Raw genomic sequence first — 18995 nt, 5'->3', positions numbered from 1 at the left:
AGGGACCCAGACCCACAGCATCTCAGCCCACTCACCGTCATCCCGGCGAAAGCCGGGATCCAGGCCCTCAGCGCGTCAGCCCACTCACCGTCGTCCCGGCGAATGCCGGGATCCAGGCCCTCGGCGCGTCAGCCCACTCACCGTCGTCCCGGCGAATGCCGGGACCCAGGCCCGCAGCACATCAGCCCCGTCAACGTCATCCCGGCGAAAGCCGGGATCCACGTTGACGTTGCACGTGCGCTGTGACGCAAAGGCAACAGCAAGATGGATCCCGGCTTTCGCCGGGATGACGGTGACTGGGTTTGACCGGATGGTCGAATTGAAAGGGTGACGGCCTGGATCCCGGCGTCCGCCGGGATGACGGTAACAGTGACGGTGACGATGCTCGTACTGGCGACGGAAAAGGCGCTTGCGAACCTACACCTCGCGCCGCTGCTCCCGCCAATGCTCATGCCACGCCTGGAACATCAGCACGTTCCACAGGTGCGTGTGCCACTTGCGCTCGCCGTCGAGGAACTTGCGCCAGATCCCATGCACCACTGCGGCATCGAAATAGCCTTCTTCGCGCAGGCGCTGCTCGTCCAGCAGCGCCGAGGCCCATTCGCGCAGGTCGCCGCGCAGCCAGTCGCTGACCGGCGCGCCAAACCCGCGCTTGCCGCGGTCGACCATCTCATCGGGCAAATATCGTCGCAGCACCTGCTTGAGCAGGTATTTGTTGCCCTTGGCGTGGCGCTTGAACGCCAGCGGCAGCGACCAGGCGAACTCCGCCACGTGCCAGTCCAGCAGCGGCGCCCTCGCCTCCAGGCTCACCGCCATGCTGGTGCGGTCGACCTTGCACAGCAGGTCTTCGGGCAGGTAGACGCTGAAATCGGCCAGCATCATCGCGTCGGCGGCAGTGCCGGCGCCGTGCAGCGGATCGGGCTGGTCGTACAGCGTCGCCGGCAGCTTCGCGCCCGGCACCGCGCAGGCCGGATCGCGCCAGCGGGCGATGCGCTGGCGGTAGACGTCACCGATGCCGCACGCGCCCATTTCGGCCGCAAGTGCGGCAAAACCACCGGTGCGCGAGGATTCGCCATGACCGGTCGCCCTGCGCGCCATCGCCTTGCGCAGCGGCGACGGCACGCGCCGCTGCCAGCGCCAGTTGCGCAGTGCGCGCTCGTAGCGTTTGTAGCCAAAGAACAGCTCGTCGCCTCCGTCACCCGACAGGGCCACGGTCACGGCACTGCGCGCCAGGCGAGCGACCAGTGCGGTCGGCACCTGCGAGGCGTCGGCGAACGGTTCGTCGAACATCGCCGGAAGAGTCGGCACCACCGCCAGCGCATCGCTGCCGCTGACGTACAACTCGGTATGCGCGGTGTGCAGGTGCTCGGCGACCTCGCGCGCGAGGTGCGCCTCGTCGTGGTGCGAGCGCTCGAAGCCGATGGTGAACGTGCGCACCGGATGCCGGCTCTGCGCCTGCATCAGCGCGGTGACGATCGAGGAATCGGTGCCGCCCGACAGGAACACACCGACGGGAACGTCGGCCACCATGCGCAGGCCGACGGCCTCGCGCAGCAGTTCGTCGAGGCGGTTTTCCGCTTCGCGCTCGTCGCCCTTGAACGGCGCCCGCAGCGCCGCTTCCATGCGTTCGCGCGGATCCCAGTAACGGCGCTGGTCGCGCTGCGGATCGTGCGCGTCGGCACCGCCCGCCACCGCCGCCGCGTCGATGCGCAGCAGCGTGCCCGGCAGCAGCTTGAAGGTGCCTTCATGGATCGCGTGCGGCGCCGGGATGTAGTCCAGGCGCAACAGCAGCGCCAGCGCATCGCGGCTGACGCCGTTGTCAAAATCCGGGTGGCGCCACAGCGCCTTGAGCTCAGAGCCGAACACGAACGTATCGCCGGCCCAGCCGTAGTAAAGCGGCTTCTTGCCGACGCGGTCGCGAGCCAGCCACAGGCAGCGCTCCTGACGATCCCACAAGGCGATCGCGAACATGCCGTTGCAGCGGGAGATCGCGTCTTCCACGCCCCACTCCACCACTGCGGCCAGCAGCACTTCGGTATCGGAATGGCCTCGGAAGGAATGACCGCGCGCGACCAGCACCTCGCGCAGCTCGGCGAAGTTGTAGACCTCGCCGTTGTAGGCAATGACGAAGCGGTGGTCGCTCGACGCCATCGGCTGGTGGCCCAGGGGCGACAGGTCGAGGATGCTCAGGCGACGGTGCGCCAGCGCGATGCCGGTCTCCGCTTCCGTCCAGACGCCGCGATCATCGGGGCCGCGATGGACCAGCGCATCGCCCATCGCGCCGGCGAGCGTTGTCAGCCGCTCATCACTGGCGTCGGGGGTGGCGCGCAACAGTCCGGCGAGGCCACACATTCAGGCGAGCCGATCCGCTGCCGCGACGATGTCGTCCTCGCCCGGGATCACCAGGAATGCGGCGCCTGCTAGTGGGGTGTAGGTGTCGACGCCGACGACGCGCTGGAAGGGTCGTGCCCCGTAGCCACCCTCCGCGATCGCCGTCAGCACGCCCTCGCCCACGCCGGCACTGTGGCGGCCTTCGTCGACGATCAGCAGGCGCTTGGCGCCGCGTGCCTGCTCGCGAATGAACTCCTCGTTGAGCGGCACCAGCCAGCGCAGGTCGACCACGCGCGTCTTCCAGCCATGCTTGGCTTCGATGGTGCGCGCCGCACGCAGGCTCATCGGCACGCCGTTGCCGTAGCTGAAGATCACAAGGTCGTCATTGCCTTCGCCGTAAATGCGGCCTTCGCCGAGCGTCATCGCCTCGTCGGGCTTTGGATAGCTCGTCAGCCAGGCGCCGTCGCCGGCTTCGTACAGGTCCTTGGTCATGTACAGCGCGATCGGCTCGAGGAACACGCTGACGCGTCCGTCGACCTTCGCCAGCGCCGTCAACGTGCGCAGCATCGTCGCCGCGTCGTCACCGCGCGACGGGCAACCCACCACCAGGCCCGGGATGTCGCGCAGCGCCGTGATCGAGTTGTCGTTGTGGAAGTGGCCGCCGAAGCCGCGCTGGTAGCCCAGGCCGGCAATGCGCACGACCATCGGGTTGGCGTACTGGTTGTTGCTGAAGAACTGCAGGCTCGCCGCCTCGCCGCGGATCTGGTCGCAGGCGTTGTGGAAGTACGCCAGGTACTGGATCTCCGGGATCGGCAGCATGCCGACGTTGGCGAAGCCCTGGGCCATGCCCAGGATCATCGTCTCGTCGAGCAGCGTGTTGAACACGCGGCGCGGGCCGAAGGCCTTCTGCAGGCCCTTGGTGACCGTATAGACGCCGCCCTTCTGCGCCACGTCCTCGCCGAACAGCAGCGTCTCGGGGTACTTGGCGAAGATGTCGTGCAGGGCGTTGTTGATCTGGATCGCCAGGTGCCGCGGCGGCTGGTTCTCCGGCAGCCTGGCCTCGCTGCCGAACACTTCCAGGCGGCGCGGGCCGTAATCGGCGCGCTTGGCTTCGACGGCGACCTTGGCCGGCGTATACGGCGCCAGCGGCGCGATCACTTCGGCCAGATTGTCGAGCTTGGGCCGACGGTCGGCCTCGTCGGCAGCGGCGAAGCACTTCTTGCGCGTCTGCTCGTACAGGTCGAGCACTTCGTCCTTCGACATCAGGCCGGACTCCAGCGCGATGGCGGCGGAGCGCAGCAGCGGATCGGTGGCCTCGACCGCACACAGCTCCTCGATCGAACGCCATTCGATCTCGAAGTCGGTGCCGGCGTGGCCCATGATGCGGGTCGTCTTCAGGTGCAGGAAGGTCGGACGGCGCGTGCTGCGGCAATGCTCGACGGCGCGCTGCACGTCGCCATAACCGGCGGCCAGGTCGAGGCCGTCGGCAGTGAAGTAGTCCAGCCCGTCCATGTTGCGGAAGCGGTTGCCGATCCAGCCACCCGGGGTCTTCACCGAGATGCCGATGCCGTTGTCCTCGCAGACGAACAGCACCGGCGCCGGCAGCTTCTGGTAGGCGGTCCAGGCGGCTGCGTTGAACGCGGTCTGCGCGGTGGCGTGATTGGCCGACGCGTCGCCGAAGGAGCAGATCGTGATGCTGTCGTCCGGAATCGGCAGCGCGTGACCCAGGCGCTTGCCGGCTTCGATCGCGACCGCCGTGCCCAGCGCCTTGGGCAAGTGCGAGGCGATGGTCGAGGTCTGCGGCAACACCCACAACGGCTTGCTGCCCCATACCTTGTGGCGGCCACCGCTGGCCGGATCGTCCTTGCTGGCGGCGAACGACAGCGCCGAATCCATCACCGGGTCCATGCCGGGCAGCTTGCGGAAGCGCTCGGCCATGAAGCCACCGGAGCGGTAATGCAGGAACGCCGGATCGGTATGGCGCGTCAGGCGCGCCACCATCGCATTGCCTTCGTGGCCGCTGGAACCGATCGTGTAGAAGACCTTGTTCTGCACGCGCAGCACGCGTGCCATCAGGTCGAGATGGCGACTGACCAGCTGCGACTCGAACAACTCGCGGAATCCGCGCGCGTCGAGCGCGCTGCCGTCGAGGATCGCCTCGCCCGCGGCCGGGCGGGCTTCGGCGTGGCCATTCCAGGCTTTGACGAACTCGCTGAAGTTGACGTCGCAGATCTCGGCCCGGTTCAGGCCTTTCATGCGTGCGGGGATCGGGTTGGGCTGTGCGGACATTTTTGCTGGTTCTCGGATGTCGTCCCGCGCTGGGCGCAGGACCTGGTATGGCTTTGCTAGGAGTTGGCGCTGCGAAGTCAGTCCGGCAGCGCCAGGCGCGAGGCGACCTCGACCGGCGGCGACGGCATGGCGACGAAGCCCGGCGTCTTCATCACGCGCGCCAGCCATTCGCGAATCTGCGGATAGCGCGAGACGTCGAAGCCGCCTTCGTCGGCGACGACGGTGTAGGCGAACAGGGCGATGTCGGCGATGCCGTAGGCGTCACCGCTGAACCACTCGTGCTGGGCGGCCAAGTGCTGCTCCATTACGGCCAATGCCTGATGACCGCGCTCGCGCAACTGCGCCAGCGTGGCGCGACGCGGCGAGTCGAGCGTAGTCCAGCCGCGGATGAAGCGGGCGACGGCGATATACGGTTCATGGCTGTACTGCTCGAAGAACATCCAGCTCAGCACCTGAGCACGCTGCCAGGCATCGCCCGCCCAGAACGGCGTGCCCTCGGCCAGCCAGCACAGGATCGCGTTGGACTCGGTGAGGATGCGGCCGTCCTCGAGCTCGACCATCGGCACCTTGCCGTTGGGATTCTTGCCCAGGTATTCCGGCGTGCGGGTCTCGCCGCAGGTGCTGTCGATCTCGACCCACTTGTACTCGCGACCGAGCTGGGCCAGCAGCAGCTTCAGCTTGTGGCAATTGCCGGAACAGGAATAGCCATAGACGGTGATCATGTGCGCTCCTCGCGTGTGCGCCGGGCGAGCCACTGCTCGCGCGACTGTCCCCAGATTTCGATCTCGTTGCTGTCGAATGGCACCGGCAGGCGGCCCATGCGCAGGTAGCGCGAGCCGAGCTTGGCAGCAACGGCCTTGGAATTGGCGTTTTGCGGATCGATGGTGTGGATCACCTCGCTCCAGCCCAGGTGATCGATGGCCCAGTCGATCGAGACCGTTGCCGCCTCGGGGCCGAAGCCCCTGCCCCAATGCTTGCGGGCGATGCTCCAGCCGACCTCGGTGCCGGGCCAGCCTTCCGGCTGCCACGGCCCGACGCGCCCTACCCACTCGCCGCTGGCCTTCTCGATCACCGAGAACATGGCAAAACCCTTGAGGTGCCAGACGCCGATCATCGCCGCGAAGCTGCGCCACGCCATCGGCCGCGCTTCGGCGCCGCCGATGTAGCGCGTGGCCTCCTCGTCGGCGCGGAATGCCGCCCACGCCTCGAAATCGCCCGCCTGCGGCGGACGCAGGAGCAGGCGCGGGGTTTCGAGTTGGATGTCGAAGACAGACACGTGGACCTCTCCGACAGCATCTGAGCCGTCATCCCCGCGAAGGCGGGGACCCAGTGACTTCGCGCTGCCTGTCAAAGACGCTGGGTTCCCGCCATCGCGGGAATGACGGGTGACCGGCTCAGAACGCGCTGATGCCCGTCAGCTCGCGTCCGATCACCAGCTGGTGCACGGTTTCGGTGCCTTCATAGGTGATCACCGACTCCAGGTTGAGCGCATGGCGGATCGCCGCATGCTCGGTGGTGATGCCGGCGCCGCCGAGCAGGTCGCGGCACTCGCGCGCGATGTCGATGGCCATGCGGCAGTTGTTCCACTTCGCCAACGACACCTGTGCCGGCTGCATGGTACCGGCGTCCTTGAGGCGACCGAGCTGCACCACCAGCAACTGCGCCAGGGTGATGCGTCGCGCCATCTCGGCCATCTTGATCTGCGCGCTCTGCGTTGCCGCCACCGGGCGGTCGAACAGGATGCGTTCCTTGGTGTAGTTCAGCACTTCGTCGAGGCAGGCAATGGCCGCGCCGATCGGGCCCCAGGTGATGCCGTAACGGGCCTGCGTCAGGCAGCCCAGCGGGCCCTTCAGGCCCTTCACGTTGGGCAGGCGGTTGCTGTCGGGCACGCGCACGTTGTCGAAGAACAGCGAGCTGGTCACCGACGCGCGCAGGCTCATCTTGTGCTTGATTTCCTGCGCGGCGAAACCGGGCATGCCCTTCTCGACGATGAAGCCCTGGATGCCCTCGTCGGTCTGCGCCCAGACGATCGCGATGTCGGCGACGTTGCCGTTGGTGATCCACATCTTCGAGCCGTTGAGGACCCAGTCGCCGCCATCGCGCTTGGCGTGGGTCTTCATGTTGGCCGGATCGGAACCACCGTGCGGCTCGGTCAGGCCGAAGCAGCCGATGACCTTGCCCGCGGCCATGTCCGGCAGCCAGCGCAGGCGCTGCTCTTCCGAACCGTAGGCGTAGATGGGATACATGCACAGCGAAGACTGCACGCTGACGAAGCTGCGGATGCCGCTGTCGCCGCGCTCGAGCTCCTGGCAGATCAAGCCGTAGCTGACCGCATTGAGGCCGGCGCAACCGTACTTCTCCGGCAGCGACGATCCGAGCAGGCCCAGTTCGGCGATTTCACCCACCAGCTCCTTGGGAAAACGGGCCTGGTCGAACGCATCGCCGATGATCGGGATCACGCGCTCGTTGGTGAAACGCGCCACCGTGTCCTGTACGGCGCGCTCCTCTTCAGTGAGCAGGGAGCGGACGTCGTAAAGATCGTACGGGTGCAGGGCCATGGCGCGCTCGACTGTGGAAAGACGGCCATTGTAATGGCCGACGCTGGCGCGGGTAGCCCTGTATACCCCGCTTTTCGAGGCATTCGCGCAGGTGAACACGCCACCTCATGCGCTTCGGTTGCCCCCCCCCTACGAATTGACGAAGAGCATGGCCAACTTCGCCGAAGCGACGGTCTGGGGCGTGGCATCCCACACTCTCCGTCACCGCGCCACCCACCGTCTCCGCCCCGCTCACCGTCTCCACTCCGCTCACCGTCATCCCGGCGAACGCCGGGATCCAGGCCCGCAGCCTTCCCGCCCTGCCACCGTCATCCCTGCGAATGCAGGGACCCATTTGCCCTTGCCGCTACCTCGAAGTCGCTGGGTTCCCGCCTTCGCGGGAATGACGAGGTAAGGGCGGGAATGACGAGGTAAGGGCGGAAATGACGGGATAAGGGCGAATGACGGGGTAAGGGCATGTGAGGCGACGGCATGACGGACACAAAAAAGGGGCCGGATCGCTCCGGCCCCTCGGGTATTGCGCAGTGATCGCGAACGATCAGCCCTGGGTCGAACCCGTCGAAGCCGAAGCGGTCTGGGTCACGACCTGGCCGTCGATCACCGGCAGGCGGTTGTTGACCGGACGCTCGTCCATGCGGATGGTCTGCTCGGCGCCGTCGTAACGGTAGGTCACGTCGTAACCGACCACCTTGTCCTCTTCACCCAGCAGGATCTTGTTGCCCGGCTTGCTGTCAGTGCGCATCGAACCGGTGGTGCCGTCCGGATTGCGGTAGGTCACGTTGTAACCGACCACGCGCGAGGACTGCGACGTCGAGGAAGTGGTGTGGCACTGGCGCTCGGTGCGGCTGGTGACCTTGCCGCCGACATGGCGCTTGTCAACCGTGTTGCCGATGAAGCCACCGGCGACCGCGCCTGCGGCCGTCGCGGCCTTGCGGCCGTTGCCGCTGCCGATCTGGTTGCCGACCAGGCCGCCGATCACGGCGCCAGCGACGGTGCCGCCAACGTTGCCGTCACGCTCCGGAGCGCGCTCCTGCACGACCACGTCCTCGCAGACCTCACGCGGGGTCGAGGTGGTGCTGGTCTCGCGCACGGCATCGGTGCCGATCACGGTGGCGTACAGCTTTTCCTTCTCGTTGATCGGCTTGACGTTGAGGACGTCGGCGTACTCGACCTTGCCCGACTGGATCGAACCGTCGGCCGCCATGTCGCCGTCCTGGCCAACCGGCTGGCCGCTGGCATCAACCTGGGCCTGTGCGTTGTCGTTGCCACGGAAGCTGTTGAAGGCCGCAACTGCTACGCCGCCGACCAGCAGCGAAGCCAGGGCGACTGCGAGGATGTTCTTGTTCATTTGAGGCCTCTGCTGCGGGTTTTGGCCCGCGGGTTGGTGGATGGCGCCATTCGAACACTGCGATCCTGAACGGCTGCCGATTTTTTAACATCAAGCTGTCGCAACTGTGAACCTGGTTGGGCCGCGTGTTAGCGTCATTGCGACCGCCGTCATACTCCGAATGCCATGGCCAACCCACTGACTGTCCCCCTGCTGAGCTTCCTGGGCAAGCTGAGCTTCCCGCGCCTGTTCGTGCTGACCGCCGCCCTGTTCCTGGTCGACCTGGTCGTGCCCGACTTCGTGCCCCTGGCCGACGAGCTCCTGCTGGGCCTGGGCACCCTGCTGCTGGCCAGCTGGAAGAAGCGCAAGGACCCGAGCCTGCCGCCCGCGCCCCGCGCCCCCCGCTGAACCCGGACCGCCCGCCCCCCCGTGCACCCGCTGGTCGACAGCCACTGCCACCTGGACGCGGCCGAGTTCGACGACGACCGTGACCAGGTGATCGTGCGCGCCCGCGCGGCCGGCGTCACCCGCCAGGTCGTGCCGGCGGTGGACGCCGCCGGCTGGCCGAAGCTGCGCGACGCATGTCCGCCGGGCAGCGGCCTGCATCCGGCCTATGGCCTGCATCCGATGTATCTGTCGCAGCACCGCGACGAGCACCTGCCGCTGCTGCGCGCGTGGATCGACCGCGAGCGTCCGCTCGCGGTCGGCGAATGCGGCCTGGACTACTTCGTGGAAGGTCTCGACGCGGAAAGGCAGATGTACTTTTTCGAAGGCCAGCTGCGGCTGGCGCGCGAGTTCGACCTGCCGGTCATCGTGCACGCTCGCCGCGCCGTCGATGCGGTGATTGCCGCCATTCGCCGCGTCGGCGGACTGCGCGGCGTCGTCCACAGCTACTCGGGCAGCGAAGAGCAGGCGCGGCAACTGTGGAACGCCGGTTTCATGCTCGGGCTCGGCGGCCCGGTGACCTACGATCGCGCCAATCGCCTGCGCAGGCTCGCGGCGACGATGCCGATCGAGCACCTGCTGTTGGAAACCGATGCGCCCGACCAGCCCGATGCAGGCATCCGCGGGCAGCGCAACGAGCCGGCGCGCCTGGCCGAAGTGGCGCGCGTCATCGCCATGCTGCGTGGCATCGAGCCGGAGGAACTTGCGCGGGCGACGACGGCGAACGCGCAGCGTCTGTTCGCCCTGCCGTTGTAGGAGCGAGCTTGCTCGCGATCCGCCCGTCAGCAGCTGATGCGCCCGATCGCGAGCAAGCTCGCTCCTACCGCTTGAGCAGCAACTCCAGCGCGCGACCAACCGCCGCGAATGCGAACGTGCCGGTGATGTGCGTGGCCGCGCCCAGTCCGGCGCCGCAGTCCAGCTTCAGCGCCGCGTCACCGCTCACCTGCGGACGCACGCCGCAGACACTGCCGTCCGGCTGCGGGTACTTGACGTTCTCCAGCGAGTAGATCGCCGAGATGCCGAAGTAGCGATCGGTGTTCTTCGGGAAGTTGAACTCGCTGCGCAGCTTCCTGCGCACCAGCGCCAGCATCGCATCGTGCTCGGTGCGGGACAGGTCGCGCACGCGCACCAGCGTTGCGTCGGTGCGTCCGCCGGCCGAACCCACCACGATCAGCGGCAACTTGCGGCGCCGGCACCATGCGGCCATCTCTACCTTGGTGCGGAAGCTGTCGCAGGCGTCGACCACCAGGTCGAATCCGCGGTCGAGCATCTCCGTCAGGTTGGACGGCGTGACGAAACTGGCCACCGCCTCGACCGTGATCTGCGGGTTGATCGCCCGGCAGCGTTCGGCCATCGACTCGACCTTGGCGCGGCCGTACTGGCCGGCCAGGGCTGGCAGCTGGCGGTTGGTGTTGGACACGCACAGGTCGTCGGCGTCGATCAGGGTCAAGTGGCCGATGCCGGTACGTGCCAGCGCTTCGACCACCCACGAGCCGACGCCACCCATGCCGACGACGGCAACGCGGCAGGTGGACAGGCGGGAAACGGTTCCGACGCCGTAAAGGCGGTCGACCCCGGCAAAGCGTTCGAGCCAGGCCGGGGCCAGGGGGGTGGTGGTCATTGCGACATTGTAAGGGTCCGCCGGCCGCAGACGGGCACGGCGTGCGTGATATGGTTCGGCGCAAACTGCAAGGAGAGCCCCGGCAATGAGCACCCCACCGCCCAGCAGCGTCAAGCCAGGCAACAACGCGACGAAGTTCCTGTTCCTGTTCCTGATCGGCCTGGTCATCGGCGTGATCGCGACGGTGATGGCGCTGCGCGCGATCGATGCACGCAGGAACAAGTTCCCCGGCGGCGTGATGCAGGTGCAGCAGTGGCACCTGGGCCAGCTCAAGCAAAAGGTCGAGCAGAACCGCTGCGCCGCGACCGACGTCCTGCCTCATATCAAGGCCCTGCGCACCACCACAGACGATCTGGAAGCCGCCTTTCCCGACCTCGCCGACGACAAACGCTTTGCCGAGCACGCCAGCCGAATCCGCGGCAAGCTCGACGCTGCCCTCGCCAGCCCGCCGCTCAACTGCGCCGGTGTCGGCACCGTCAACACCGGGATCGGCGAAGCCTGCAAGGCCTGCCATCAGGATTTCCGCGGCTGAGCCCTGGCGCCGGCTGGCGGGAGCGGCGTCGTCACGCCGTCACCAGCAAACTGGCTACTTCCCCAACAGACAGCCACGAACCGGCGCGTGTTGATCGCCGGTTCACCTCGCGACCGCTAGCGTCGATGCGTGGCGCGCCGCCGTAGTGCGGCCAGCGCCATTCCATCCACACAGGAGTCGCGCATGAGTTCCCAGAATCTCCGCCTGCTTGGTGTTGCCGCCGCTGCCATGGTCGCACTGGCCGGCTGTGCCACGTCTCCGTCCCCCGGCTACAGCAGCGCGCCGGCACCGTCCTACGGTGGCAGCAGCGCAACCTGCTACGACTGCGGCACCGTGACCCGGATCGAGCAGGTCGCAACCGGCAGCACCGCGCCCAGCGCCACCGGCGCCATCCTTGGCGGCATCGTCGGCGCCGTCGCCGGCCATGAGATCTCCTCTCATACCGGCGGCAGCAAGGGCAACCAGAATGTTGCCGCCGCTGCCGGCGCAGTCGGCGGCGCCGTCGCCGGCAACGCAATCCAGAAGAACACCGGCAGCCCGGCTTATAACGTTTATGTGCGTCTGAACGATGGTCGCACCACCGTGGTCACGCAGAAGGACCTAGACGGCATTCGCGAAGGCTCGTATGTCCGCGTGAATAACGGTCGCGCCTGGGCGCAGTAACTAATCCAGGAAACAAATGGGAGCGGTAACAACGATGACCGGGAATGTTTGGTAACTTCGCCAATGCACCGGCGCCGGCGCATCCCGCGCCCGCCGCAGAAAGAAAAAACCCGGCCAAGGCCGGGTTTTTTCCTTTACCGGGCGCCGCAGGCGGCGCGCCAGTGACTTCCGTCGTCGGCCGCGATCAGAGCGGCTGGACGGCGTCGGCCTGCAGGCCCTTCTGGCCCTGGACGACGGTGAAGGAGACCTTCTGGCCTTCCTTCAGGCTCTTGAAGCCCTGCGACTGGATGGCGCGGAAGTGCACGAACACGTCCTCACCATTTTCGCGGCTGATGAAGCCAAAGCCCTTGGCATCGTTGAACCACTTGACGGTACCGGTTTCACGGTTCGACATATTTACTTACTCCTTGGAACGTTTGGTTGATAACGCGGCGGTAGGCTGCGTGCTGGTTGCAAGGAGGAAGCGAGGTGCAACGATGTAGCGGATCGATGGATCAACCGCATCGGGGCCACGATTCACGGTGACCCTGGCAAACACAGCGCCCGCAAAGTACCCCGCGCCGGGTGAAAATGCAATCTGGGCAAAGTCATGGTCCGACAGGGGGTAATTGGTATGGAATTGCAGGGAATTTACTATGTAATCGCGGGCATTCTGATGCTGGTCGGGATAGCCGGAACGGTATTGCCTGCCCTGCCCGGCCTGCCCCTGGTATTCGCCGGCATGCTGCTGGCGGCGTGGGCCGGGGATTTCCGCGAGGTTGGCTGGGTGCCGCTGGTGATATTGGGCCTGCTGACCGTGCTGTCGCTGGGCATCGATCTGCTGGCCACATCGATCGGCGCCAAGCGCGTCGGCGCCAGCAGACTGGCCGTCGTCGGGGCGGTACTGGGCACCTTCGCCGGGCTGTTCTTCGGACCGGTCGGACTGTTCGCCGGGCCGTTCGTCGGCGCCCTCGGTGGCGAGCTGATCCATGGCCGCGAAGTGCGCAAGGCCGCCAAGGTCGGCTTCGGTACCTGGCTCGGCATCGTCTTCGGCGTGGTGCTCAAGCTGGGCCTGGCGTTCGCCATGCTCGGCCTGTTCGCCTTCGCCTGGTTCTTCTGAGGTTCCGCCGCCGGCACCGTCCGCCCCCGCTCCGGACAAGTCCCGTTAACTGCCGTGGCCTTGCCTCGGGCCACACTTCCCATCAGTGACATCACCGCATCGAGCCCCCCGCATGCCGCCAGTTCGCAATCCACACCCTTACCGGCACCCTTCATGGCTGTTGATCGCCGCCGCGATGCCATTGCTTGCACAGGCGCAAGCACCCGCCGATCCGGCCACACCCGAGGCCTGCGTCTCCATCAACGTCGATGCCGAACGCCTGGCCTGCTACGACGCCGTGCACGGCCGCCGCGCGCGCGACACACGTGGCGCCGACATCGCCGCCAAGGAAGCCAAGGCGATCCAGAAGAACCTCGAAATTGCCGAGGAGGTCGTGCCCGACGCGGCAGCGACCGTGCCCGAACAACCCCGGGCCGGCAACGACCTGTACCCGATGGAAGACCCGCTGCACAGCGCCATCGCCAATGCCGGCAAGGGTTCGCTGCTCGACAGCCGCTGGGAGCTGGCACGCGACTCCAAGCTGGGCGTCTTCAACTTCCGCGCCTACAAACCGGTCTACCTGCTGCCCGCGTTCTGGAGCACCGACGCCAACCAGACGCCGCATTCGCCCAATCCCAACAACACCGTGCCGGGCCCGATTCCGGTCGACGCGCTTGAGGCCAAGTTCCAGCTCAGTTTCAAGACCAAGGCCTGGGAGAACATCTTCGGCGACAACGGCGACCTGTGGATGGCCTATACCCAGTCCTCGCACTGGCAGGTCTACAGCGCCGAAACGTCGCGACCGTTCCGTGAGACCAATTACGAACCGGAGGTCATGCTGACCTTCCGCAACAATTACCAGATCGGCGGCTGGAACGGCCGCCTCGCCGGGATCGGCATCAACCACCAGTCCAATGGCCGCGCCGATCCGCTGTCGCGCAGCTGGAACCGCGTGGTCGGCATGATCGGCCTGGATCGCGAGAACTGGGCGTTGACCATCCGCCCGTGGTGGCGCGTGCCGGAGAGCGAAAGCGACGACAACAATTCCGACATCGAGGATTTCGTCGGCCGCGGCGACGCCACGCTGGTGTATGTGCGCAATGGCCACCAGTTCTCGGTGATGGGACGGCATTCGCTGCGCGGCGGCGACCGCTCGCACGGCGCGGTGCAGCTCGACTGGGGTTTTCCGATCAGCAACAGTCTGCGCGGACACGTCCAGGTGTTCGACGGTTATGGCGAAAGCCTGATCGACTACAACCACCGCGCGACCTATATCGGCCTGGGTATCTCGCTGCTGGAGTGGTACTGACCTGACGACCCGGTCGCAGTCCGTGCGACCGGCACTTGCGATCATGGCGTCCGACTTCCGCAGGAGTTTCAATGGCAGGAGACGTCACGATGAAAATGCGCCGCATCCTTTCGCTCGATGGTGGCGGCATCCGTGGCCTGGTCAGCTGCGTCTGGCTGGCCGGCGTCGAAGATGCCCTCGCCCAGGCCGGGAAATCCGGCGGACTGCTTGGCAACTTCGACCTGATTGCCGGCAGTTCGACCGGCGCGCTGATCGCATGTGGCCTGGCCATCGGCCTTCCGCCACAGCAGATGGCCGAGCTGTACCGGCAACAGCGGCACCTGATCTTTCCCGGCATGGCACAGCGGTTGTGGTCGCGGGCCGGGCGCGCGTTTACCCAGGGCGTATCGGCCCCCCGCTATGACGCCAAGGGCCTGGAGAAGGTGCTGAAGAAGGTCTTCGGCACGACCACGCTGGGCCAGGCGAAGAAGCCGTTGCTGGTGACCAGCTACGACACGATTTCGCGCACGCCGATCGTGTTCAAGAGCTTCAAGCCCGAACACGCGGACCTGCCGATGTGGTCTGTGTGCCGGGCTTCGAGCGCGGCGCCGACCTATTTCCCGGCCCATCCCATGGTGGTCGAAGGACGCAGGCGGTCGATGATCGACGGCGGCGTGGTTGCCAACAATCCGACCGCCTGCGCGATCGCCGAAGCCCTGCGCAAGGATGCCCGTGTCGACGGCGCCCAGGACCTGGTGGTGCTGTCGGTCGGCAGCGGCGAGCGCAACCGCCCGATCGACCTCAAGTCGGCGCAGGAATGGGGTGCGCTGGAATGGGCCATCCCGATCATCGACGTGCTGTTCGACGGCAACACCGACGCGGTCGACTACATCGCCCGACACCTGGTCGGCGATGGTTACTTCCGCCTGCAGGCGGAGCTGGTGACGGGACTGGATGACCTCGATGACGTCAGTGCGACCAATGTCGCGGCGCTGGAGGCGATGGCGCAGGCGTATCTGTTGCAGGCCGATACGCGCAGGAAGCTGGTGGCGCTGGTGGGGCGGTTGTAGCAGGTCTCCTACAACCCATTCCTCCACTCACGTCATCCCGGCGCACGCCGGGATCCAGGCCCGCACCGCATCCACCCACTCACGTCATCCCGGCGAAAGCCGGGATCCATTTTGCGGTTGCTCGTCATTCGCGTGCAGTGGGAGTCCGGCTACGTCGGATCTCGAGCAAAGAGCAAGAGCAAATGGGTCCCGGCTTTCGCCGGGACGACGGTGAGGGGACTGATGCGCTGTGGGCCTGGGTCCCGGCTTTCGCCGGGACGACGGTGAGGGGACTGATGCGCTGCGGGCCTGGGTCCCGGCTTTCGCCGGGACGACGGTGAGGCTTACTCCACCACCACCGGGATCTTGCCGATCTTCGCCTGCCATTCGCGCGGGCCGGTCTTGTGCACCGATTCGCCGGTGGAATCGACCGCCACCGTCACCGGCATGTCCTCCACCTGGAACTCGTAGATCGCTTCCATGCCCAGGTCAGCGAAGCCGACCACGCGCGCGGCCTTGATCGCCTTCGACACCAGGTAGGCAGCGCCGCCGACGGCCATCAGGTAGGCCGAGCCGTGCTTGCGGATCGCCTCGATCGCGGCCGGGCCGCGCTCGGCCTTGCCGACCATGCCGAGCAGGCCGGTCTGGCTGAGCACCTGCTCGGTGAACTTGTCCATGCGCGTGGCCGTGGTCGGGCCGGCCGGGCCCACCACTTCGTCGCGCACCGGATCGACCGGGCCGACGTAGTAGATGAAGCGCCCCTTGAGGTCGACCGGCAGCGGTTCGCCCTTGTTGAGCATGTCGACCATGCGCTTGTGCGCGGCATCGCGACCGGTCAGCAGCTTGCCGTTGAGCAGCAGCACCTCGCCCGGCTTCCAGCTGGCCACGTCTTCGCGGGTGAGCGTGTCGAGATTGACGCGGCGGCCCTTGGACGCGTCGTAGGTCAGCTGCGGCCAGTCGGCCAGCGACGGCGGGTCGAGCATCACCGGGCCGCTGCCGTCGAGGGTGAAATGGGCGTGGCGCGTGGCCGCGCAATTCGGGATCAGCGCCACCGGCAGGTTGGCCGCGTGGGTCGGGTAATCCTTGACCTTGATGTCGAGCACCGTGGTCAGGCCGCCCAGGCCCTGCGCGCCGATGCCGAGCGCGTTGACCTTCTCGAACAGCTCCAGGCGCAGCTCTTCAGCGCGATTGGACGCACCGCGCTGCTGCAGCTCGGTGATGTCGATCGGCTCCATCAGCGCTTCCTTGGCCAGCAGCATCGCCTTCTCTGCGGTGCCGCCGATGCCGATGCCGAGCATGCCCGGCGGGCACCAGCCCGCGCCCATCGTCGGCACGGTCTTGAGCACCCAGTCGACGATCGAGTCGGACGGGTTGAGCATCGCGAACTTCGACTTGGCTTCCGAACCGCCGCCCTTGGCCGCGACGATCACCTCGACCGTATTGCCCGGCACGACCTTGACGTTGACCACGCCGGGCGTGTTGTCCTTGGTGTTGGTGCGCTTGCCGGCAGGGTCCGCCAGCACCGAGGCGCGCAGCTTGTTGTCAGGGTGGTTGTAGGCGCGGCGCACGCCTTCGTGGACCATGTCCTCCACGCCCATCGTGGCGTCGTCCCAGCGCACGTTCATGCCGATCTCGAGGAACACGGTGACGATGCCGGTGTCCTGGCAGATCGGGCGGTGACCCTCGGCGCACATGCGCGAGTTGATCAGGATCTGGGCGATGGCATCGCGCGCGGCCGGCGACTGCTCGCGCTCGTAGGCGGCGGCGAGGTTCTTGATGTAGTCGACCGGGTGGTAGTAGCTGATGTACTGCAGGGCATCGGCGACCGACTGGATCAGGTCTTCCTGGCAGATAGAGACCGGCGTGGCCGGGTCGAGCTGGGACTTCTGGCTTGCGGCGTTGCTCACGGCGGGCTTCGAGGCTGGCGATGGGGGCAAATATTTTAGCCCTGAACTGACTGCGGGTCCGGTGCCAACGGGGCAATCCGGGCCTTCACATTTCACGCACAGTCCACGATGGAACGTTACAGAAACTAAACACCTACGCGGCCGGCCCCTGCCTGCCGCCAGCCTGAGGGGGTTCCCATGTCGTCTTCGCAACGCCGTAGCGGGGCTGTCGGCCGCCTGCTGATGCCCGCTGTCCTCCTCTCGGCCGTTTCGTTTCCTGCCCTGGCGGTCGAGCCCCTGGATACCTTCAGCATCCGCGTCGCCGGCTACATCAGCAAATTCGACACCCAGGTCCGCGCCGACGGTGAGACCCTGCGGGGCACCAACGTGGATCTCGAGCGCGACCTCGGCCTGGACGGCGACAGCACCATCGGCCTGATCGCCGCGTCGTGGCGACCGTTCGAGAATCACGAGTTCGGCGTCGCCTACTACCAGGACAGCTTCAACACGACGCGCACGCTCAGCCGCGACATCAGTTTCGACGGCGCGGTCTATCCGGCCAGCGCCACCGTGCGCAGCGAGTACAACCTCGATGCCTACGAACTCAACTACAACTGGTGGGTCGCCAACAACGACACCTGGGCGCTTGGACCGCGCCTGGGACTGGTCTGGTACAAGCTCGAACTGGACTTGCGCCTGGAGCTGGATGCAGACGGCAACCAGGGCAGTGCGGATTTCGATCGCCAGGTCTCCGCCGACGTGCCTGCCCCGTCGATCGGCGCAAGTTGGCGCTGGACCCCGGCCGAGGACTGGCGCATCTATGCCGAAGCCGGCTACTTCACCGCGAAGATCAACGATATCGATGCCGACGTCACCTTCGCCCGCGGTGGTGTGGAGTGGTTCCCGTGGGAGAGCTTCGGCTTCATGCTCGACTACACCTTCAACAACATCGATGCCGATGCCGAAGCCAGCCGCTTCGACGGCCGGCTCGAGTTCGAGGACAGCGGCATCCGCCTGGGTGGCGTCTACCGCTTCTGAGTGCATTGGCGCAGGAGCCGGCGCTCCCGGCTCCTGAGCGGATACTGCGCCAGGGCACCGCGTGAAGATCGCCACGTTCAACGTCAACGGCGTCAACACCCGTCTGGATTGCCTGCTGTCGTGGTTGCGCGAGGCGGTGCCGGACGTGGCCTGCCTGCAGGAGCTCAAGGCCGCGCCCGAACAGCTCCCGCGCAAGGCCATCGCCGACGCCGGCTACAGCGCGATCTGGCATGGCCAGAAAGCGTGGAACGGCGTGGCCATCCTGGCCCGCGACAGCGACCCGGTCGAGATCCGGCGCGGATTGCCCGACGACCCGGACGACAGCCAAAGTAGATACCTCGAAGCCGCGGTGGAAGGCATCGTGGTCGCCTGCCTGTACCTGCCCAACGGCAATCCCCAGCCGGGGCCGAAGTTCGACTACAAGCTGGCCTGGTTCGACCGCCTGATCGAGCGCGCGAAGCAACTGCACGACAGCGGACAACCGGTCGTCCTCGCCGGCGACTTCAATGTCGTGCCGACCGACGAAGACATCTACAACCCGAAGTCGTGGCGCAAGGATGCGTTGCTGCAGCCGCAGTCGCGCGAGAGATACCAGAGGCTGCTGGCGCAGGGCTGGACCGACTCGCTTCGCGACGTGTTCGGCGATGAGCGCGTGTACACGTTCTGGGATTACTTCCGCCAGCACTGGCAGCGCGATGCCGGCTTGCGCATCGACCACCTGCTGCTCAATGGCGTGCTGGCGCCGAGGTTGCGCGAAGCCGGGGTCGATCGCTGGGTGCGCGGACTGGGGCGGGCCAGCGACCATGCGCCGACGTGGATCGTGCTCGACCCGCTCTGATGCAGTGATGGGGCGATGACGCCGGCTGTCGCCGAACTGCCCTATCCTGCCAA

At 66.7% G+C, this 18995-nt stretch carries 17 protein-coding genes and 1 pseudogene; 9 read left to right on the top strand and 9 right to left on the bottom strand.

The window, feature by feature from the left end; translation table 11 throughout:
- Positions 1–417 precede the first annotated feature (417 nt).
- The 6 genes from asnB to AC3A3X_RS10245 form a co-directional block, all read right to left on the bottom strand.
- Complete coding sequence (gene asnB / locus AC3A3X_RS10270) at positions 418–2352, bottom strand: asparagine synthase (glutamine-hydrolyzing) (RefSeq protein ID WP_487582930.1); 1935 nt, start codon at positions 2350–2352, stop codon at positions 418–420.
- On the bottom strand, positions 2353–4620 hold the full coding sequence (locus AC3A3X_RS10265; RefSeq protein ID WP_487582929.1) for a thiamine pyrophosphate-dependent enzyme: 2268 nt from the start codon (positions 4618–4620) through the stop codon (positions 2353–2355).
- A gap of 77 nt (positions 4621–4697) precedes the next feature.
- Complete coding sequence (locus AC3A3X_RS10260) at positions 4698–5342, bottom strand: glutathione S-transferase family protein (RefSeq protein ID WP_487582928.1); 645 nt, start codon at positions 5340–5342, stop codon at positions 4698–4700.
- Complete coding sequence (locus AC3A3X_RS10255; protein WP_487582927.1) at positions 5339–5896, bottom strand: GNAT family N-acetyltransferase; 558 nt, start codon at positions 5894–5896, stop codon at positions 5339–5341. Before AC3A3X_RS10255 ends, AC3A3X_RS10260 begins: the two co-directional genes overlap by 4 nt.
- Before the next feature lie 118 nt (positions 5897–6014).
- The gene (locus tag AC3A3X_RS10250; protein WP_487582926.1) at positions 6015–7178 is read right to left on the bottom strand and encodes an acyl-CoA dehydrogenase family protein; all 1164 of its coding nucleotides are present in this window, start codon (positions 7176–7178) and stop codon (positions 6015–6017) included.
- A gap of 538 nt (positions 7179–7716) precedes the next feature.
- A complete protein-coding gene (locus AC3A3X_RS10245; protein WP_487582925.1) occupies positions 7717–8526 on the bottom strand; it encodes a glycine zipper 2TM domain-containing protein in 810 nt (269 codons plus the stop codon).
- Positions 8527–8691: 165 nt separating this feature from the next.
- Between AC3A3X_RS10245 and AC3A3X_RS10240 the strand changes: the two genes are divergently transcribed.
- Positions 8692–8913 (top strand): DUF6116 family protein, encoded by a 222-nt coding sequence (locus tag AC3A3X_RS10240; protein ID WP_487582924.1) that lies wholly within the window; start codon positions 8692–8694, stop codon positions 8911–8913.
- Between the two features lie 21 nt (positions 8914–8934).
- A complete protein-coding gene (locus AC3A3X_RS10235; protein ID WP_487582923.1) occupies positions 8935–9705 on the top strand; it encodes a TatD family hydrolase in 771 nt (256 codons plus the stop codon).
- Between the two features lie 64 nt (positions 9706–9769).
- On the opposite strand, the gene AC3A3X_RS10230 is transcribed toward AC3A3X_RS10235, so the two are convergent.
- Entirely contained in the window at positions 9770–10570 is an 801-nt protein-coding gene (locus tag AC3A3X_RS10230) for a tRNA threonylcarbamoyladenosine dehydratase (RefSeq protein WP_487582922.1), read from the bottom strand.
- Positions 10571–10655: 85 nt separating this feature from the next.
- Here AC3A3X_RS10230 and AC3A3X_RS10225 point away from each other — a divergent pair, with 85 nt between their 5' ends.
- On the top strand, positions 10656–11102 hold the full coding sequence (locus tag AC3A3X_RS10225) for a hypothetical protein (RefSeq protein ID WP_487582921.1): 447 nt from the start codon (positions 10656–10658) through the stop codon (positions 11100–11102).
- Between the two features lie 183 nt (positions 11103–11285).
- The gene (locus AC3A3X_RS10220) at positions 11286–11765 is read left to right on the top strand and encodes a glycine zipper 2TM domain-containing protein (protein ID WP_487582920.1); all 480 of its coding nucleotides are present in this window, start codon (positions 11286–11288) and stop codon (positions 11763–11765) included.
- Positions 11766–11949: 184 nt separating this feature from the next.
- Here the strand turns inward: AC3A3X_RS10220 and AC3A3X_RS10215 are convergent, their stop codons facing one another.
- On the bottom strand, positions 11950–12159 hold the full coding sequence (locus AC3A3X_RS10215; RefSeq protein WP_158731317.1) for a cold-shock protein: 210 nt from the start codon (positions 12157–12159) through the stop codon (positions 11950–11952).
- Between the two features lie 219 nt (positions 12160–12378).
- On the opposite strand from AC3A3X_RS10215, the gene AC3A3X_RS10210 reads away from it, so the two are divergent.
- The 3 genes from AC3A3X_RS10210 to AC3A3X_RS10200 all read left to right on the top strand — a co-directional run bounded on the left by AC3A3X_RS10210 (position 12379) and on the right by AC3A3X_RS10200 (position 15201).
- Positions 12379–12864: a DUF456 domain-containing protein gene (locus AC3A3X_RS10210; protein ID WP_487582919.1), complete on the top strand. Its 486-nt coding sequence runs from the start codon at positions 12379–12381 to the stop codon at positions 12862–12864.
- 112 nt (positions 12865–12976) lie between these two features.
- Entirely contained in the window at positions 12977–14152 is a 1176-nt protein-coding gene (locus AC3A3X_RS10205) for a phospholipase A (protein ID WP_487582918.1), read from the top strand.
- Between the two features lie 89 nt (positions 14153–14241).
- A complete protein-coding gene (locus AC3A3X_RS10200) occupies positions 14242–15201 on the top strand; it encodes a patatin-like phospholipase family protein (RefSeq protein WP_487582917.1) in 960 nt (319 codons plus the stop codon).
- Between the two features lie 323 nt (positions 15202–15524).
- Here AC3A3X_RS10200 and AC3A3X_RS10195 read toward each other — a convergent pair whose 3' ends face one another.
- Positions 15525–17087 carry a fumarate hydratase gene (locus tag AC3A3X_RS10195; RefSeq protein WP_487582916.1) on the bottom strand — a complete coding sequence of 521 codons (1563 nt, stop codon included), beginning with the start codon at positions 17085–17087 and terminating at the stop codon, positions 15525–15527.
- A 222-nt stretch (positions 17088–17309) separates the two neighbouring features.
- Between AC3A3X_RS10195 and AC3A3X_RS10190 the strand changes: the two genes are divergently transcribed.
- Together AC3A3X_RS10190 and xth are read left to right on the top strand one after the other, a co-directional pair.
- A complete protein-coding gene (locus AC3A3X_RS10190) occupies positions 17310–18104 on the top strand; it encodes a hypothetical protein (RefSeq protein WP_487582915.1) in 795 nt (264 codons plus the stop codon).
- Between the two features lie 61 nt (positions 18105–18165).
- Positions 18166–18924, top strand: a pseudogene (gene xth / locus AC3A3X_RS10185) (exodeoxyribonuclease III); the annotation flags it as partial.
- Positions 18925–18995: the final 71 nt, after the last annotated feature.

The sequence above is a fragment of the Lysobacter sp. Soil_N_23 genome (assembly GCF_057656135.1).
The sequence above is the reverse complement of the archived record's forward strand: the minus strand, read 5'-3'. Positions and strand labels throughout refer to the sequence as shown.

Excerpts from the sequence above, each read along its gene's own strand:
- AC3A3X_RS10190 (WP_487582915.1), top strand. The coding sequence starts at position 17,310 with ATGCCCGCTGTCCTCCTCTCGGCCGTTTCGTTTCCTGCCCTGGCGGTC.
- AC3A3X_RS10205 (WP_487582918.1), top strand. The coding sequence starts at position 12,977 with ATGCCGCCAGTTCGCAATCCACACCCTTACCGGCACCCTTCATGGCTG.
- AC3A3X_RS10210 (WP_487582919.1), top strand. The coding sequence starts at position 12,379 with ATGGAATTGCAGGGAATTTACTATGTAATCGCGGGCATTCTGATGCTG.
- AC3A3X_RS10245 (WP_487582925.1), bottom strand. The coding sequence starts at position 8,526 with ATGAACAAGAACATCCTCGCAGTCGCCCTGGCTTCGCTGCTGGTCGGC.
- AC3A3X_RS10260 (WP_487582928.1), bottom strand. The coding sequence starts at position 5,342 with ATGATCACCGTCTATGGCTATTCCTGTTCCGGCAATTGCCACAAGCTG.
- asnB (WP_487582930.1), bottom strand. The coding sequence starts at position 2,352 with ATGTGTGGCCTCGCCGGACTGTTGCGCGCCACCCCCGACGCCAGTGAT.
- AC3A3X_RS10240 (WP_487582924.1), top strand. The coding sequence starts at position 8,692 with ATGGCCAACCCACTGACTGTCCCCCTGCTGAGCTTCCTGGGCAAGCTG.
- AC3A3X_RS10250 (WP_487582926.1), bottom strand. The coding sequence starts at position 7,178 with ATGGCCCTGCACCCGTACGATCTTTACGACGTCCGCTCCCTGCTCACT.
- AC3A3X_RS10220 (WP_487582920.1), top strand. The coding sequence starts at position 11,286 with ATGAGTTCCCAGAATCTCCGCCTGCTTGGTGTTGCCGCCGCTGCCATG.
- AC3A3X_RS10225 (WP_487582921.1), top strand. The coding sequence starts at position 10,656 with ATGAGCACCCCACCGCCCAGCAGCGTCAAGCCAGGCAACAACGCGACG.
- AC3A3X_RS10200 (WP_487582917.1), top strand. The coding sequence starts at position 14,242 with ATGAAAATGCGCCGCATCCTTTCGCTCGATGGTGGCGGCATCCGTGGC.
- AC3A3X_RS10215 (WP_158731317.1), bottom strand. The coding sequence starts at position 12,159 with ATGTCGAACCGTGAAACCGGTACCGTCAAGTGGTTCAACGATGCCAAG.
- AC3A3X_RS10230 (WP_487582922.1), bottom strand. The coding sequence starts at position 10,570 with ATGACCACCACCCCCCTGGCCCCGGCCTGGCTCGAACGCTTTGCCGGG.
- AC3A3X_RS10265 (WP_487582929.1), bottom strand. The coding sequence starts at position 4,620 with ATGTCCGCACAGCCCAACCCGATCCCCGCACGCATGAAAGGCCTGAAC.